We start from the raw sequence: 15,656 nt of genomic DNA, 5'->3' as shown, positions 1-15,656 counted from the left end.
CCGTCGTCGCCCAGCTCCTGTCGTCCAGCTCTTGAGGAGTCGCCGCGTGTCTTCCCTCTTTCCGGCCCTGGTGGGCAGTCCGGGCGAGCAGGTGGCCCTGCACTTCGGTGCCCGGTCGCTGACGTACCGGGACCTCGCGGGCGCCGCCGGGTCCCTCACCGGACGGATCCGCGCGGCGATGGGGGCCTCGCCCGGTGAAGCACGGACGGGCGCCGGGGGGAGGGTCGCCGTGTGGGCGACGCCCGCCCTGGAGACCGCCGTCGCCGTGGTGGCGGTGCTGGAGGCCGGGATGGCCGCCGTGCCGCTCAACCCCAGGTCCGGGGAGAAGGAGCTGGCGCACATCGTGGCCGACAGCGGTCCCTCGCTGGTGCTGGCCGCTCCGGGCGACGAACTCCCCTCCGCCCTGGGTGGCCTGGCGCGCGTGGACGTCGACGTGGACGACCGGGGACCGCTGCCCGCCGACCGCTCGGGCGGCGACGACCCGGCCCTCGTCGTCTACACCTCCGGCACCACCGGCCCGCCCAAGGGAGCCGTCATCCCGCGCCGGGCCGTCGCCGCCACCCTGGACGCGCTCGCCGACGCCTGGCAGTGGACCGGGGACGACGTGCTGGTGCACGGGCTGCCGCTGTTCCATGTGCACGGTCTGGTGCTGGGCGTCCTGGGTCCGGTGCGGCGCGGCGGGGCCGTGCGGCACCTCGGGAGGTTCGGCACGGACGGCGTGACGCGGGAGCTGAACGGCGGGGCGACCATGCTCTTCGGCGTGCCGACCATGTACCACCGCATCGCGCAGGCGCTGCCCGGCGATCCCGAGCTGGCCAAGGCACTCGCCGGGGCGCGGCTGCTGGTCTCCGGCTCCGCCGCGCTGCCCGTGCACGACCACGAGCGCATCGCGGCCGCGACCGGACGGCGGGTGATCGAACGGTACGGGATGACCGAGACGCTGATGAACACCAGCGTGCGGGCGGACGGCGAGCCGCGCGCCGGGACGGTCGGTGTGCCGCTGCCCGGCGTCGAGCTGCGGCTGGTGGAGGAGGACGGCACGCCGATCACCGCGTACGACGGCGAGACGGTCGGCGAGATCCAGGTGCGCGGGCCGAACCTGTTCACCGAGTACCTCAACCGGCCCGACGCCACGGCCGCCGCGTTCACCGCCGACGGCTGGTTCCGCACCGGGGACATGGCGGTGCGGGACCCCGACGGCTACGTCCGCATCGTCGGCCGCAAGGCCACCGACCTGATCAAGAGCGGCGGTTACAAGATCGGCGCCGGGGAGATCGAGAACGCGCTGCTGGAACATCCCGCGGTGCGCGAGGCCGCGGTCACCGGGGAGCCCGACGCCGACCTCGGCGAGCGGATCGTGGCCTGGATCGTTCCGGCGGATCCGCAGTCCCCGCCGGGCGTGGAGGAGTTGGCCGACCATGTGGCCCGTCGGCTCGCCCCGCACAAGCGGCCCCGTGTCGTCCACCTCCTGGACTCCCTGCCCCGCAACGACATGGGGAAGATCATGAAGCGGGCGCTGACGCATGGCTGAGCGCCTCAGCGCCCGCCAGGCCATCGCCCTCGTCACCGACGACTTCCGCGAGCTTCCGGTCCCTGCGGGTGTCCGGGCGGGCGGGTCCGCGGCCGACGGGCCGCTCGGCTGGCAGGGCTACGACGCGTTGCGCGCCCGCGCCGCCGAGCGGACCGGCGAGCAGGAGTCCGTCGTGTGCGGCACCGCGCATGTCGAGGGGACGCGGGCCGTGCTGATCTCCTTCGAGTTCGGCTTCCTCGGCGGCTCGCTGGGCGAACGCACCGGCGACCGGCTGGCGGCCGCGTACACGTACGCCCGCGAGCACCGTCTGCCGGTCGTGCCGCTGGTCGCCACCGGCGGCAGCCGCATGCAGGAGGGCATGATCGCGCTGACCCAGCTCCAGCGTGTGGCCCGGCAGTCGGCGCTGCTGCGGGCGGCCGGTCTGCCGCAGCCTGCGGTGCTGCGGGACCCGACCACCGGCGGGGGCTGGGCCACCCTCGGCGCGGGCGCCGACGTGATCCTCGCCCTGCCCGGCGCCCAGGTCGGCTTCGCCGGCTCCCGGGTGCGCCCGCCCGAGGCGGACCCGGCGGCCTACACCGCTCGGGCCCAGGTCGCGGTGGGCTCGGCGGACGCGGTCATACGACCGGAGGACCTGCGTCGGACGCTGGGCCTGTGGCTGCGCCTGCTGACCAGGCCGTCCACGGCCCCGGCTCCCGTCCCGCACGCCCTGGGCGTCCCCGGCCTGCCCGCCACCGGCTGGGAGGCCGTCCAGCGGGCGCGCGCGCCGCTGCGCCCGCGCGCCGAGCGGTACCTGGACGCCTACTTCACCCGGCGGGCGGCCCTGCACGGCGACCGGTGCGGCGGCGGGCCCGCCTCCGGCTCGGGCGGGGCCGAGGGCACGGGGCACGACGACGGCATGCTGTGCGGGTTCGGCGAGCACGAGGGGCGCACCATCGCCTACGCCGCCCAGACCGGCACCGCGACCCGCCCCGCCGGCTACCGCACCGCCGTCCGGCTGATCCGCCTCGCGGACCGGCTCGGCATCCCGGTGCTGACCCTGGTGGACACCCCGGGAGCGGCCAACGACGCGGAGGCGGAACGGCAGGGCGTGGGGGCCGCGATCGCCGACCTGTTCGGGGCGGTGGCGGCCGCCCGTACGCCGATCACCACGCTGGTGATCGGCGAGGGCGGCTCGGGCGGCGCGCTCGCGGCGGCCGCGCCCGGCAACACCTGGGCCACGCCGGACAGTTACTTCTCGGTGATCGCTCCGGAGCTCGCCGCGGCCATCCTCAAACGGCCGCCGGAGCAGGCACCGGCCACGGCCGACCAGCTCCGGATCCGCCCCCAGGACCTGGTGGAGCTCGGGGTGATCCGGGGCATCGCGCCCCCACGGGGTGCGCCGGCCGGCTGAGGCGCCATCGGCCCGCAGGCACGGCAGCAGCCCGCAGGCACGGCAATGGCTCGTCCGGTACGACGCCGCCTGCGGGGCAAGGGAGTTGACCCACAGGGGGCGGGTCGCGCGCCCTGGCGGCCTCACCTCCGGGTGGGTGCACGGGTCGCCGGAACCCGGTGTGCGGCACCGCTCCTGCCCCGGACTCCGGCTAGGGCTGTCGCGCCCTTCTTGACCCCCGCGGCCCGTTCGCAATCACCGGCGCGGCCGAATACCCCCGTTCAGCGGCGCCCCGCCCGGCCCCCTCAGAAAGGCGCCCGCCTCCCGGCCCCCGCACGATTCCAAGGAGGACGCCTTCCGGCGGTTCCTCCACGGCCCGCGCTCTCGGGAGGATCCATGACCGCCAGTCTGGAGCACTTGCGCCGCTGCCATTTCGGCGTCGACCTGGGAGCGGCCCGGACCCGTGTGTACGTCAGGGGCGCGGGCCTGGTGGTCGACCAGCCGTCGGTCGCCGCCTTGAACACCCAGTCCGGCGCGCTGATCGCCGTCGGTGAGCTCGCGGAGAAGATGACGGGCCGCACTCCGGACTACATCCGCGTCGTCCGCCCGGTCTCCGGTGGCACCGTCGTCGACATCGAGATGGCGCAGCGCATGCTGCGGCACCTGCTCGGCGACCGGATGCGCCGCTCGCTGCGCCGCAGACCCCGGCTGCGGGCCGCCGCCTGCACCCCGCACGACGCCGACCCGCTCGCCCAGCGGGCCACGATCGAGACCCTCGTCGGACTCGGCGCCCGCCGCGTGGAGCTCGTGGACACCCTCATCGCCGCCGCCGTCGGCTGCGGACTGCCCGTGGAACGGCCCGAGGCCACCATGATCATGGTGTGCGGGGCGGCCGCCACCCAGGTCGCCGTCCTCTCCCTCGGCTCGATCGTCACCGCCGAACGCGTCCCCGTGGGCGGCGAGGCCGTCGACCACGCCATCGTGCAGCACCTGCGCCACGAGCACGAGCTGATGCTGCCCAGCCAGTCGGTACGGCCGCTGCAGCTCGCCCTGTCCGGCAACGGGCTCACCCCGCACGGTCCGGCGTCGACGGAGATCCACGGGCGGGACGTGGCCACGGGGCTCGCACGGTCCGTGCGGGTGGACACCGCCGCCGTACGGGAAGCCATCCAGACACCGCTGACCGCGGTGCTCGACCTCATCGGCAAGGTGTTGCGGGACTGCCCGCCCGACCTGGTCGCCGACCTCGCCGACCGGGGGATCATGATGGTCGGCGGCTCCGCCCTGCTGCCCGGCCTCGACCAGATGCTGCGCGAGGCCACCGGCATTCCCGTCCACATCGCCGAGCGCCCGGACGTGTGCGCCGTGCAGGGCCTGGGCGCCATGATGGAGGGCCGGATCGAGCCGCTGGTACTGGATCCGCTGGGGGCCTGAGCCGTTGTGCGCCGGGGGCGGCCCGGTGGCCGTGCGGGTTCGCGCGGCGGCGGTTCGCGCGGCGGCGGTTCGCGCGGCGGCGGTTCGCGCGGCGGCGGTTCGCGCGGCGGCGGTTCGCGCGGCGGCGGTTCGTGCGGCGGCGGTTCGTGCGTCAGCAGGTGAACCAGCAGCGGACCGTGGTGCCCTCCTCGCCGGTGTGGACGCGGACGAGGTCGGTGACGAGATTGACCAGCAGCAGGCCGCGGCCGCCGCGCTGGTCGCGGTCGGCGGGGCGGCGGCCCGCCAGCGGGTCGTCCAAGGAGCCCGCGTCCCACACCTCGCACAGCACGCGCCCGTCCTCGGCCCACACCCGCAGCACGCCCGCCCCGCCGCCGTGGACCACGCTGTTGGTGGTCAGCTCGGCCACGACCAGGGCCAGGTCCTGCAGCCGGGTGCCGGCCAGCCCGAGCCGCGCACCCTCGGCCGTGGCGATGTGCCTGGCCTGCGACAGCGTCCGCGCCTCGAATGCGAAGGACAGGGCGTCCGGCACGACGGGCAGCGGCTCGTTGTAGCGGGCGACGGCGTGCTCGGGGGCGTAGGCGAGGCTGTGCTCCCCCTCGGTGGCGCCGACGGGGATGACGACGGGGTGGGTGGTGCGGGCGTCGGCGAGGATCCGCTCGTCGAGGCGCCGGGCGTCGTACGGGCACAGGATGGTGACCTCGCGGCCCCGGAACGCCTCGTTGATCAGCGCCTCGTGCTGCACGCACGCCGGATACTCGGACGGGGTGCGGCCGGCCCACACCGGCTCGCCGATGATCCGTACCCGGCGGCCGTCCGGCTGGACGTCGGCGAAGGCGCGCAGCACGCCGGGGATGATCCGGCCGGGATTGCGTCCGGCCTGGCGCATGTCCAGCAGCCGTACGGCGGCCGCGTCGGGGCCCAGTCCGGCCTCGATCAGGCGGAGGTTCTCGCCGGGTACGGCCACCGCCACCGGCTCTCCGGACTCCAGCCCGGCGCGCACGAACGGCAGCGTGCCCGCGAGGTACTCCTGCTCGTCCCGGTAGAACAGGGCGGGGTGGACGAACGGTTCGGCCACGGCGGTCATGACGTCGGCACCTCGCTCCCACCGTCTTCCCGATGTTGCTGGACGTGGAGCAAGTATGCTCCGCGTCGCCCGGTCTCTCTCACCGCGGGTACCCGCCGCACCGGGGAACGCATGCCTCCGCATCCACGGAGTTCCGCATCTCTCCGCCTCTACGGACTTCCGCGTGCTTCTCCGCCTCCCCGGACTCCCGTGCCCGGCAAACGACCCGTCCCCAACCGGAACCGGGATTCCGCGGTGGTGTGTAGTTCGTCGGGCAGTGGGCAGGCGAACGGAGCACAGCCGGGACGCCGCCGAGTTCGGTACGCCCGCTGCTTCGACGGCCGCACCCGGCGACGACAGGAAACGCGACGTCGTGAGGGCAGGCGATGACCTCAGGGAACGGACGAGGCGGGGACATGACCTCAGCGGCACCACACCCTTTGGCGGGGCGGTTGAGCACGCTGCCCGACGCTCTGGTGATCGACATGCGCACGGACGCGGACGGACGGGCGACGCTCATCCCGCGCGGGGAACTGGTCCACGGCTGCGCGGACACCCTGGCCGAGGCGCTGGCCGAGCTCCCGCCGGACACCGGTCGGATAGACCTCGACATGGTCGGGGTGACCTTCATGGACACGGCCGGGCTGGAGTTCCTGGACGCCCTGGACGACCACCGCCGCCGGCACCTGGTCCCGGTGACGGCAACCGGCTGGGCGGGCCAGCCGCGGCGGATACTGGAACTGGCCGGCCTGGACACCACCGACCCCCTGCGCCCGTCGGCCCACCGTCCCGGAGGGCACCCCGGGCCCCGGACCGCCTCCGCGGTGGCCCGGGAGCGGGCGGAGCAGCTGTTCCGGCTGCAGTCGGAGGTCGAGCAGCTCCACCGGGCCATGGCCTCCCGCCCGGTGATCGACCAGGCGCGCGGCATCCTGATGGCCGCTCACGTCTGCACGTCGGAGCAGGCGTGGCAGGTGCTGCGAGAGACGTCCCAACGGTCCAACACCAAGCTGCGCACGGTGGCCGCCGCGGTCACCGCCGGCGCTCAGCCCGACGGTCCGGCGCTGCCGGAGGACATCCGCACGGCCCTGCGCGCAGCCGTCGCCCACTGCTGCATCTGATCTTCGTACCGATGGTTCGTGACTGTTCCTGACGATGAGGCCGGGCCGGGGCGCCCCGCTGCCGGGATCAGGAGGGCAGCGGGGCGCCCGGGCGCCGGCGAGGGATCCCGCCGGGCCTCAGTTAAGCCCGAGGCGCTCCAGTGCCGTGGTCCAGTCGGTGATGATCGCGTCCTGCGCGTCGGCAAGGCTGACCTTGTCGGCGCAGACGGCCTTCTTGAGCTTGTTCTCGACGGTGTCCTTGTTCGCCGCGGTGTCGCTGCCGTACTCGGGCTCCGGCCAGAGGTTCTGCTCACTCCTGGGGGCGCCGCCGAGTTCGAGCGGGACGAAGTGGTCCTCCTCGTAGTCGGAGGTGCTGGTGTCGGTGTAGCCGTACTGGACGATCTGCTTCTTCTTCAGCGCGGTGGTGTACGAGGAGGAGGGCCGTACGGTCGCGGTCCACCCCGAGACGCAGATCGTGGAGTCGATGGTGTTCTGGGTGACGTCGGGGTTGAGTGCGCCCGGCTGACAGGCGGGGTCGGGCAGGGGCAGGTAGTCCTGGCTGCAGCCGGCGGCGTGCGCGGTGCCACCGGTGACGGCCAGGCCCGCGCCCGCGAGGGCGAGCGCGGACAGGCCGGTGATCAGGTGGCGCGGTATTCGGGACATGTGGGGTCTCCCGGTGCGATGCCCGGAACGGTTCCGGGCGGTCGTGGGCATGACAGCACCGGGCGGTCTATGCGGGTAGACGCCTTTGCCGACCCGAGGCCCCACTGATTGAACGTTTGTTCAAGCCATGACAGTCCAAGAGGAAGTCATGGCCGGTTCTTGGTGGCCGATCCGGGGGCGGCCGGCCACCGACGGCTCCTTTCAGTGGTGCGGGACGACGGCCACGGGGCAGCTCACGTGGTGGACCGCGGCGTGGGTGACGGGCCCGGTGCGCGCCGGCACCGGCCGGTCGGCGAGTTGGCGGCCCACGACGAGCAGGCCGGCCCCGGAGGCGGCCCGCACCAGCGCGGTCGCGGCCTTCTCCCGTACGACCGTCTCCAGGACTTCGACCTCGGGATACTTGTCCCGCCACACCTGGAGCACGGCGGACAGGAAGCCCTGCCACTCCTCCGCCCGGTACGGGTCCTTCACCAGGGCGATGTCACCAGGGCCCAGGCCGAACGCGGACGGTGGCTGCCACGCGTGGACGACGCGCAGCCGGGCCTGTCGCAGCCTCGCCGCCGCGAAGGCGAACTCGATCACCTCGTCGGACGGGTCGTTGACGTCGAGACCGAGCACCACATCCCGGTAGCCGGTACGGGTCGAGGCGCTGCCGTCCTCCGCCGGGACGTGTTCGTCCTCGGCCCGCTCCTCCGCCCTGACCAGGACGACGGGGCCGGTGGCCTGCGCCACCACGGCCAGCGCGACGGACCCCACCAGGAATCCGGTGAAGCCGCTCAGGCCACGTGAGCCCAGCACGAGCATCTCCGCCTGCTCGGCGGCCGTCAGCAGGGCCGCGGTCGCCGGACCCTCGACCTGCTCGCCGGCGATGCGTACGCCGGGGACGGCGCCGCGGATGCGTTCCTCGGCCCGGCGCAGGACCCGCCGCGCCGGAGGCCGCTGCGCGGCGACCGGGGTGCCCTGCTGGAAGGAGGCCGGGAGTTCGGGGGAGGGTTCACCGACCTTGTCGCGGGGGTGCCGGTTCCGGGCGTGCAGCAGGCGCAGCGGCCGGTCACGGCGCTCCGCCTCGCGGGCCGCCCACTCGGCGGCGGCGAGACTCTCGGCCGATCCGTCGACTCCGGCAATGACGGGCGCATGCATGGTGCGCACCTCCTGTATTGGTCTGCTCGCTGTATTGGTCTGCTCGCTGTATCGGTCTGCTCGTTGGTGCCGGCCCTATTGCGGCCGCGGCCCTGCGGAATTGCGGCCGCGGAATTGCGGCTGCGGCTGCGGCTGCGGCTGCGGACATGGGCCGCACGTACCGGGTTGCGGCCGAGGGGTCGAGCGGGCCGCCGCTGCCGGACAGCCACGGCATCGCCGGCCGTCTCCCGTCACAGGCTCGCAGCCAGTCGTCGGCGACGCCGTGCAGCGCCTGTCCCCCTAGTCGTGCGCGACAACGGCGACGGGGGCGGTGGCGTGGTGCAGGACGGCGTGGGTGACCGTACCGATGTGGGTGCCGACGGAGGAGCGGCGGACACGTCGGCCGACGACGACCAGAGATGCCTCGCGGGAGGCCTCGATCAGGAGGAGCGAGGGGCTGCCGCAGCGAGACTCCGTGACGACCTCGACGTCGGGGTACTTCCGCCGCCAGGGGCTCAGCGCCTCGGTCAGGGCCGCGGCCTCGCTCCGCGCCACCGTCTCGGTGACCTCGGGGACGGGGGCCATGGCGTAGGCGTAGTAGTACGGTGCGCTCCACCCGTGCACCACCCGCAGCGGTGCCCTGCGGCGCGCGGCGGCCTCGAAGGCGAACTCGATCGGCGCCGCGTCCGGGCCGCCGGTGTCGAGGCCGAGCAGGACGGGACGGAACGGTGTGGCCGCGGAGGGGATGCCGGCCGGGTCCGCCTGGTGCTCGTCCGCCGCCTGCTCGCCGGCCCGGACCAGGACGACGGGCCGTTCGGTGTTCGCGACGACGGCGAGGCCGACCGAGCCGACCAGGAAGCCGCTGATCCCGCTCAGGCCACGCGAGCCGAGGACGAGCAGTTCGGCGTCCTTCGCCACCCGGGGCAGGGCCTCGGCCGGCGGTCCGGTGAGCTGTTCGGTGACGACCTCGAGGCCGGGGTGGCGCAGCCGCAGGCCTTCGGCGGCCTCGCGGGGCACCCTCTCGGTCCAGTGCTGGTGCGTCTCGGGGCCGAGCAGCGGCGCCTGTGCCATGGGTTCGGGTACCGGCTCCCAGACCTGGACCAGCTTGACCGGCAGGGCGCGCAGCTCCGCCTCGCGGGCCGCCCATTCCGCGGCGGCACGGCTCTCGGGCGAGCCGTCGAGGCCCACGGTGATGGTGCGGGACATGATCTCCACCTCCCGAATCGGGGTACGGGGTACCCGATTCCAGCGTCGTTTCGAGGGGTCTTCCGCGGCAGAGGCCGCTGGTCCTGCGTGCGGGACGACGGGCCCCGCACCGGCTGCCGGGACGGGCCGTTCCGGCGTGGGGGTCAGCGCAGCCAGGCGTGGTCACGGACGACGGGGAGCCCCGCCCACCCACGGCCCAGGCCCCACGTGGCGCCCGCACCCGCTGCCGCCACGGCGATCAGTGCCACCGCGTAGATCACGTGGTAGTCGACGAACGGGTTCGTCGACATGCTCGGTGAACCGTCCGACAGGTGCCTGGCCGGCGGCCACTCGGCGAGCCACATCAGCGCCATCATCGCGGTACCCGCCACCGCGGCCGGACGCAACGCCACTCCGGACGTGACGGCCGCACCGATGCCGAGCAGACCGAGCATGAACAGCCAGTCCGCCCAGCCCGCACCGGCCCACGAGTGGAACGTGGACTCCATCGGCCCGGCGGCGACGGAGCCGAGGAAGCCCTTCGTCGGGGACCCGCCGTCGATCCAGCCCTTGCCGGACGCCGTGGCGTACCCGAGACCGAAGGTCTTGTCCAGGAACGCCCACAGGAAGACGAACCCGGTCAGGATGCGCAGGGACGCGAGGGCGTAGGCATGCGTGAGGTGCGTGCCGACGCGTGCCGACACAGCGATCGCGGAGCCGGTCCGGTTCCTGCGGAAGGACAGGTGGAAGCCCGGGCTCCGGTGAGAGTGCTCGTGCACGGCCATAGCGGTGATCCCTTCAGGGATGTTCAGGTCGTGATGCGCTTGACGCCCCTTACTCTCGTCGCGTGCGCGGGGATGTGCCGGATGCCGAAGGTCTTTGTCTGCGGGGCTGAACGTCCCTGCGCGCCGGGCCAGTTGGCCGGAAGGCTGTACGTCGGGCGGGACACGGGCCGAGTCCCGGGTGATCGCAGGCCCGTGGACGCGGGAACCCGGACGGAGAGAGGCGGCACATGACTCAGGGCTCGGGCGGACGGATTTCGTGGTCGCGTCGGCTGATGCCCGGCCTCTACGCCCTCCTCGGCTACCGGCGTTCATGGTGGAGGGGCGACCTGCTCGCCGGCGTGACGGTGGCCGCGTACCTCGTGCCGCAGGTGATGGCGTATGCGGGGCTGGCCGGGTTGCCGCCGGTCGCCGGGCTGTGGGCGATCCTGCCCGCGCTGGCGCTCTACGCGCTGTTCGGCTGCTCCCGGCTGCTGTCGGTCGGCCCCGAGTCGACGACCGCCCTGATGACGGCCACGGTGGTGGGCCCGATCGCCGGCGGGGACGCGGGCCGTTACGCGTCCCTCGCGGCGGCCCTTGCGCTCACGGTCGGCCTGCTGTGCCTGGTCGCCCGGGCGGTGCGGCTGGGTTTCCTCGCGGACCTGCTCTCCCGCCCGGTCCTGATCGGCTACCTGGCCGGGGTGGCCCTGATCATGATGGTGGACCAGCTGCCCAGGCTCACCGGCGTGCGGACGACCGGTTCGGAGTTCTTCCCCCAACTGTGGTCCTTCGCCGGTCACTTGTCCGGCGCCGACCCGGCCACGGTCCTGTTCTCCGCCGCTGCGCTGGTGTTCTTGTTCACGGTGAAGCGGTATGCGCCCGCCCTGCCGGGACCGCTGCTGGCCGTGGTCCTCGGTACCGCGGCCGTCACCGTGTTCGACCTCGACCACCGGCACGGCATCAGGGTGATCGGCAACGTCCCGTCGGGGCTGCCCTCGCTCGCCGTGCCGGACCTGACCGAGCTGCCACGCCTGGTGCTGCCCGCCCTGGGCGTGCTGATCGTCGCCTACACCGACTTCATCCTCACCGCGCGCGCCTTCACCGGCCGCACCGACGACGAGCCCGGACTGGACGCCGACCAGGAGTTCCTGGCCCTCGGCGCGGCCAACGTCGGTGCGGGGGCGGTGCACGGCTTCCCGGTCAGCAGCAGCGCCAGCCGCACCGCGCTCGCGGCCTCCACGGGCGCCCGCAGTCAGGCGTACTCCCTGGTCGCCGGGGCGGTGGTGCTCGCGGTCCTGCTCTTCCTCAGCCCGCTGCTGGCCCGCACACCCTCCGCCGTGCTGGGCGCGCTCGTCGTCTACGCGGCGGTCCGCATGATCGACCTGGCGGGCTTTCGCAGACTGGCCTCCTTCCGCCGCCGCGAACTCCTGCTCGCCCTCGGCTGCCTGGCGGGCGTCCTCGTCCTGGACATCCTCTACGGCGTGATCGTGGCGGTCGGCCTGTCGGTGGCCGAACTGCTGACCCGGGTGGCCCGCCCGCACGACGCGGTCGAGGGGCTGGTGCCGGGCATGGCGGGCATGCACGACGTGGACGACTACCCGCAGGCACGCACGATCCCGGGCCTGCTGGTCTACCGCTACGACTCGCCCCTGTTCTTCGCCAACGCGGAGAACTTCCGCCGCCGTGCCCTGGCCGCCGTCGACGAACAGACCGGCCCGGTGCGCTGGTTCGTCCTCAACACCGAGGCCAACGTCGAGGTCGACATCACGGCCCTCGACGCGGTGGACGAACTGCGCCGCGCACTCACCCACCGCGGCATCGTGTTCGCCCTCGCCCGCGTCAAGCAGGACCTCCTGGACGATCTGAAGGCGTACGGCCTGGCCGACTCCGTCGGCACGAACCTCATCTTCCCGACCCTGCCGACGGCCGTGACGGCGTACCGCAGGTGGAGCGGGGACCAGTAGGCGGACGGCGCCGACCAGTGCCCGATCAGCCGATCGCGAGATCCGGGCGGATCAGGGTGCCGGAACGGCCGTGGACGATCTCGTACGCGGCGTCGGGGGCCCCGATCGCGGCCGGCCCTCCGGTGCGTTCGACGAACCGGGCGGCGGCCTCGGTCTTGGGTCCCATGGAGCCGGCCGGGAAGCCGGCACGGCGCAGGTCGTCGGGCGTGGCGTCGGGGACGGGCCGCTGGTCCGGAGCGCCGTAACGCTCGTACACGCAGGGCACGTCGGTGAGGATGAGCAGGAAGTCCGCCTTGAGCTCCTCGGCGAGCAGGGCGGCGGTGAGGTCCTTGTCGATGAGCTCGACGCCGGTCAGTGCTCCGCTGTCGCGGTCGGCGGTGACGGGGACGCCTCCCCCGCCGGCGCAGACCACCAGGGCACCGCCGGTTTCACGGAGAGCCGGTCGTACATCCAGCAGGAGTTGCCGCGCGGGAAGAGGTGGTTGGGCAGCGGGGTCAGCGCGAAGTCGTCGGCGTCGAGCCCGCTCCACACCAGGCTGTGCGGTGCGGCGAGCGGCAGGTCGCTCATGAGCAGCCCGCCGATGAGGTGGCCCGCGAGGGTCTCGCCGTCGAGCTCGGCGAACAGTTCGCGTACCGGGTCCATGAAGGCGGGGCCGAGGATGGCCGGGGTGACGACCCGGTCCAGGAGCCAGTCGCGGGCCTCGGGAACGTCGAGGGTCTGGGCCGGCAGGTCGGTGAAGCAGTGGACGCGGGCACCGTGGTCGCGCAGCACCCGGGCGAAGGCGTCGTGTTCCTCACGGGCCCGCTTGGCTCACAGGACGTCGTCGAAGAGCAGCGAGTCGACGTTGCGCGGGTCGATCCGCGACCGAGCTTTCTGTGCCCCCGCCGGACAAGGTCAGTGGTCGTACGGCCCCACGACCGGCCCGATGGTCCCGGTGCCGGAGGGCCGCCCCCAGTGCACCCGGGCGACAGGGACGGCCGGCCGCGCGACGGGGCTCTTCGGCCCACGGCATGGGGTCTGTTGGCCGCTTCCGGGCGACGGGTCCGGCTCGAGAATGGGAGGAGGAACTGCAGCCCATCCCTCCAGACACCCCGTCACCGGGCTGCGGTGCCCTGTCCTTCCGGCTCGTTCAAGGTGGGGCCTTCTCCCCCGGGACCCCATGAGCCAGGAGGGCATCCGCGCGGGCCGCGTGTTGGGGAGGCACGACGCCCGTGCCACGGCCGCCGCCCGTGCGGGCACACGGGCGGCGGCCGTCATCGCTCGCCCCGGAGCCCCGACCGCCGGGCCGCACCCGCCGCGCCAGGAGGCCGTTGGCCGCCCGCCCCGGCCTCCGCACTGTGCCCCGGCCTCGCATTGTGTTCCGGCCTCCGCACTGTGTTCCGGCCTCCGCACTGCGCCCCGGCTCCGGGACTTCGCACACCCGGCGATTCCGTTCCGGGCCGGGTGGCCCGCGCTCCGGGGCCGGACGCCTCTCGCCCCTTTCCCGGCCGCCACCCCACCCTGAAGCTGCCAGGTTCCTCGAACCCCCGCACGGGAGGCAGGCCATGAACACCCCGAGCATGCTGCGCGCGCTGCCCGCCGACCACCGGCAACGGCTCATGCGTCTGGCCCGGGAGGTGTCCTTCCCACCGGGAACACGGATCTTCAACGAGGGTGCCCACGCTGACCAGTTCTGGATCATCCGCACCGGCTCCATCGAACTCGACACACACGTGCCGGGCCGGCGCAGCGCCGTCATCGAAACCCTCGGACACAACGAACTCCTCGGCTGCTCCTGGTGCTTCGCACCGCACGTGTGGCACCTGGGTGCCACGGCGACGACGCCGGTACGGGCCTACGAGTTCGACGCCACGGCCGTCCGCTCCATGTGCCGGGACGACCCGGCACTCGGCCAGGCCGTCACCCAGTGGGTCGGCGAGGTACTCGCCCACCGGCTGCGTTCCGCCAGCACCCGGCTGCTGGACCTCTACGCCCCGTACGGCGCCGGCAGCACCGTCTGAGCGTGCCGAAAGGACAAAGGAGTCACCATGCAGGGCACCCCGTACGTCGTCAGCGACGTCATGTCCCACACGGTCGCCGCGGTCGGCCGCCGGGCCGCCTTCAAGGAGATCGTGCAGATGATGCAGGACTGGAAGGTCAGCGCCCTGCCCGTCATCGAGGGCGAGGGCCGCGTGGTCGGCGTCGTCTCCGAGGCCGACCTGCTGCCGAAGGAGGAGTTCCGCGACAGCGACCCCGACCGGGCCACCCAGCTGCGTCGCCTCGGCGACCTGGCGAAGGCGGGCGGGCTCGCCGCCGAGGACCTGATGACCTCCCCCGCCCTCACCGTCCGGGCGAACGCGACCCTCGCCCAGGCCGCACGGATGATGGCGCACGCCAAGGTCAAACGACTGCCCGTCGTCAACGAGGTGGGCATGCTCGAGGGCATCGTCAGCCGCGCCGACCTGCTGAAGGTGTTCCTGCGGGACGACGAGGAGATCGCCGGGGAGGTGCGACGCGAGGTCGTGGCGTACCTCTTCCCCGCGTCGGCGCCGGCCGTGCGGGTGGAGGTACGCAACGGCGTCGTCAAGCTCATCGGCAACGCCCGGGACACATCCCTGGTTCCGGTGGCCGCGCGGCTGGTGCGGGCCGTCGAGGGTGTGGTGGACGTGGAGTTCGAGCTCACCGGATCCGACCGCGCGACACGACCGGCCGCTGTGCCCGCGAAGGGCGAGGAGAGCCTGTCCTCGGCCTGACCGACGGCGCAGGGGCTCCCGAAGGCATGCAGCGGATCATGCGCACGGCCTGCTGCGGGAGTGGTGCGCAGGGCCGGCCGGACACGGAGGAGGGCCGAACGGCCCTGGCGTGCGGAGCTCCGGCGCCGTTCCAATGACCTGACCGGACCCGTCCGCGGCTTCTGCCCCGACTTGCTGCCCGACCCCCTGCCGCGGACGGGCGCCGGTTCACATCCCGGCTCGTCGGCCGGAGACACCACCGCAGTGAGCAACGAATCCTCACGAAAGCCCGCAATGACCATCGACAACGCCCAGACCCTTCCTGCCGGGCCCCGCCAGAGCATCGAGCTGGACCGTGACGAAGCGCTGCGGCTGCTGGGCAGCCTGTCCTTCGGCAGGATCGTCTTCACCCGCCATGCGCTGCCGACCGTGCGCCCGGTGAACCACGTTCTGGACAACGGCGACATCGTCATCCGCACGCACGAGGGCACGGCCCTCACCACACGCGCCCGGGAGGCCGACGGCTCGGGTGTCGTCGTCGCCTACGAGGCCGACGCCATCGACCCGGACACACACCTCGGCTGGAGTGTGGTGGTCACCGGTTACGCCCACCTGGTGACCGATCCGGACGAGCTGGCCCGCTACCAGGCACTGCTCAGCCCCTGGGTGAAGCAGACCATGGACTATGCCGTGCGCATCCGCCCCGACCTGATCACCGGCATCCGCCTCGTCACCGACGACTAGCCGACGACCAGCCGA

The 15,656-nt window shown here is 73.5% G+C and carries 14 protein-coding genes and 1 pseudogene; 8 read left to right on the top strand and 7 right to left on the bottom strand.

The features are described from left to right. Positions 1 to 46 precede the first annotated feature (46 nt). The 3 genes from AB0A61_RS22355 (at position 47) to AB0A61_RS22345 (ending at position 4,334) form a co-directional block, all read left to right on the top strand. Positions 47 to 1,531, top strand: a complete 1,485-nt coding sequence (locus tag AB0A61_RS22355; RefSeq protein ID WP_361294756.1) for an acyl-CoA synthetase — start codon at positions 47 to 49, stop codon at positions 1,529 to 1,531. Continuing rightward, positions 1,524 to 2,921, top strand: coding sequence for a carboxyl transferase domain-containing protein (locus AB0A61_RS22350; RefSeq protein WP_361294753.1), 1,398 nt, complete (start codon positions 1,524 to 1,526; stop codon positions 2,919 to 2,921). The genes AB0A61_RS22355 and AB0A61_RS22350 overlap by 8 nt, the downstream gene beginning before the upstream one ends. Positions 2,922 to 3,296: 375 nt before the next feature. Continuing rightward, on the top strand, positions 3,297 to 4,334 hold the full coding sequence (locus AB0A61_RS22345) for a rod shape-determining protein (protein ID WP_361294750.1): 1,038 nt from the start codon (positions 3,297 to 3,299) through the stop codon (positions 4,332 to 4,334). A 151-nt stretch (positions 4,335 to 4,485) separates the two neighbouring features. Here the strand turns inward: AB0A61_RS22345 and AB0A61_RS22340 are convergent, their stop codons facing one another. Next, positions 4,486 to 5,418, bottom strand: coding sequence for a sensor histidine kinase (locus tag AB0A61_RS22340; RefSeq protein WP_361294747.1), 933 nt, complete (start codon positions 5,416 to 5,418; stop codon positions 4,486 to 4,488). A 395-nt stretch (positions 5,419 to 5,813) separates the two neighbouring features. Between AB0A61_RS22340 and AB0A61_RS22335 the strand changes: the two genes are divergently transcribed. Next, complete coding sequence (locus tag AB0A61_RS22335) at positions 5,814 to 6,515, top strand: ANTAR domain-containing protein (protein ID WP_361294744.1); 702 nt, start codon at positions 5,814 to 5,816, stop codon at positions 6,513 to 6,515. Between the two features lie 117 nt (positions 6,516 to 6,632). Here AB0A61_RS22335 and AB0A61_RS22330 read toward each other — a convergent pair whose 3' ends face one another. From AB0A61_RS22330 to AB0A61_RS22315, 4 genes are all read right to left on the bottom strand, one after another. After that, on the bottom strand, positions 6,633 to 7,157 hold the full coding sequence (locus tag AB0A61_RS22330; protein WP_361294741.1) for a hypothetical protein: 525 nt from the start codon (positions 7,155 to 7,157) through the stop codon (positions 6,633 to 6,635). 201 nt (positions 7,158 to 7,358) lie between these two features. Further along, a complete protein-coding gene (locus AB0A61_RS22325; protein WP_361294738.1) occupies positions 7,359 to 8,297 on the bottom strand; it encodes a universal stress protein in 939 nt (312 codons plus the stop codon). A 279-nt stretch (positions 8,298 to 8,576) separates the two neighbouring features. Further along, positions 8,577 to 9,482, bottom strand: coding sequence for a universal stress protein (locus tag AB0A61_RS22320; protein WP_361294735.1), 906 nt, complete (start codon positions 9,480 to 9,482; stop codon positions 8,577 to 8,579). A gap of 143 nt (positions 9,483 to 9,625) precedes the next feature. Further along, positions 9,626 to 10,246: a hypothetical protein gene (locus AB0A61_RS22315; RefSeq protein ID WP_361294732.1), complete on the bottom strand. Its 621-nt coding sequence runs from the start codon at positions 10,244 to 10,246 to the stop codon at positions 9,626 to 9,628. Between the two features lie 227 nt (positions 10,247 to 10,473). On the opposite strand from AB0A61_RS22315, the gene sulP reads away from it, so the two are divergent. Next, on the top strand, positions 10,474 to 12,186 hold the full coding sequence (gene sulP / locus AB0A61_RS22310) for a sulfate permease (protein ID WP_361294729.1): 1,713 nt from the start codon (positions 10,474 to 10,476) through the stop codon (positions 12,184 to 12,186). Positions 12,187 to 12,211: 25 nt separating this feature from the next. On the opposite strand, the pseudogene AB0A61_RS22305 reads toward sulP, so the two are convergent. Together AB0A61_RS22305 and AB0A61_RS22300 are read right to left on the bottom strand one after the other, a co-directional pair. Next, positions 12,212 to 12,604 (bottom strand): annotated as a pseudogene (locus AB0A61_RS22305) (carbamate kinase); the annotation flags it as partial. Continuing rightward, a complete protein-coding gene (locus tag AB0A61_RS22300) occupies positions 12,538 to 12,957 on the bottom strand; it encodes an arginine deiminase family protein (RefSeq protein ID WP_361294726.1) in 420 nt (139 codons plus the stop codon). The pseudogene AB0A61_RS22305 and the gene AB0A61_RS22300, both read right to left, overlap by 67 nt. 773 nt (positions 12,958 to 13,730) lie before the next feature. On the opposite strand from AB0A61_RS22300, the gene AB0A61_RS22295 reads away from it, so the two are divergent. The 3 genes from AB0A61_RS22295 (at position 13,731) to AB0A61_RS22285 (ending at position 15,641) form a co-directional block, all read left to right on the top strand. Beyond that, positions 13,731 to 14,186 carry a cyclic nucleotide-binding domain-containing protein gene (locus tag AB0A61_RS22295; RefSeq protein ID WP_361294723.1) on the top strand — a complete coding sequence of 152 codons (456 nt, stop codon included), beginning with the start codon at positions 13,731 to 13,733 and terminating at the stop codon, positions 14,184 to 14,186. A gap of 27 nt (positions 14,187 to 14,213) precedes the next feature. Further along, positions 14,214 to 14,918, top strand: a complete 705-nt coding sequence (locus tag AB0A61_RS22290) for a CBS domain-containing protein (protein ID WP_361294720.1) — start codon at positions 14,214 to 14,216, stop codon at positions 14,916 to 14,918. A 273-nt stretch (positions 14,919 to 15,191) separates the two neighbouring features. Then, positions 15,192 to 15,641 (top strand): pyridoxamine 5'-phosphate oxidase family protein, encoded by a 450-nt coding sequence (locus AB0A61_RS22285; RefSeq protein WP_361294717.1) that lies wholly within the window; start codon positions 15,192 to 15,194, stop codon positions 15,639 to 15,641. Positions 15,642 to 15,656: the final 15 nt, after the last annotated feature.

This window comes from Streptomyces sp. NPDC046197 (assembly GCF_040646295.1).
GTDB lineage: Bacteria > Actinomycetota > Actinomycetes > Streptomycetales > Streptomycetaceae > Streptomyces.
This window is presented reverse-complemented; position numbering and strand designations above follow the sequence as displayed.

Bases quoted from the DNA above. Each gene is read 5' to 3' on its own strand.
- AB0A61_RS22315 (WP_361294732.1), bottom strand. From the start codon at position 10,246: ATGGCCGTGCACGAGCACTCTCACCGGAGCCCGGGCTTCCACCTGTCC.
- AB0A61_RS22325 (WP_361294738.1), bottom strand. From the start codon at position 8,297: ATGCATGCGCCCGTCATTGCCGGAGTCGACGGATCGGCCGAGAGTCTC.
- AB0A61_RS22295 (WP_361294723.1), top strand. From the start codon at position 13,731: ATGAACACCCCGAGCATGCTGCGCGCGCTGCCCGCCGACCACCGGCAA.
- AB0A61_RS22345 (WP_361294750.1), top strand. From the start codon at position 3,297: ATGACCGCCAGTCTGGAGCACTTGCGCCGCTGCCATTTCGGCGTCGAC.
- AB0A61_RS22330 (WP_361294741.1), bottom strand. From the start codon at position 7,157: ATGTCCCGAATACCGCGCCACCTGATCACCGGCCTGTCCGCGCTCGCC.
- AB0A61_RS22290 (WP_361294720.1), top strand. From the start codon at position 14,214: ATGCAGGGCACCCCGTACGTCGTCAGCGACGTCATGTCCCACACGGTC.
- AB0A61_RS22340 (WP_361294747.1), bottom strand. From the start codon at position 5,418: ATGACCGCCGTGGCCGAACCGTTCGTCCACCCCGCCCTGTTCTACCGG.
- AB0A61_RS22350 (WP_361294753.1), top strand. From the start codon at position 1,524: ATGGCTGAGCGCCTCAGCGCCCGCCAGGCCATCGCCCTCGTCACCGAC.
- AB0A61_RS22335 (WP_361294744.1), top strand. From the start codon at position 5,814: ATGACCTCAGCGGCACCACACCCTTTGGCGGGGCGGTTGAGCACGCTG.
- AB0A61_RS22285 (WP_361294717.1), top strand. From the start codon at position 15,192: ATGACCATCGACAACGCCCAGACCCTTCCTGCCGGGCCCCGCCAGAGC.
- sulP (WP_361294729.1), top strand. From the start codon at position 10,474: ATGACTCAGGGCTCGGGCGGACGGATTTCGTGGTCGCGTCGGCTGATG.
- AB0A61_RS22320 (WP_361294735.1), bottom strand. From the start codon at position 9,482: ATGTCCCGCACCATCACCGTGGGCCTCGACGGCTCGCCCGAGAGCCGT.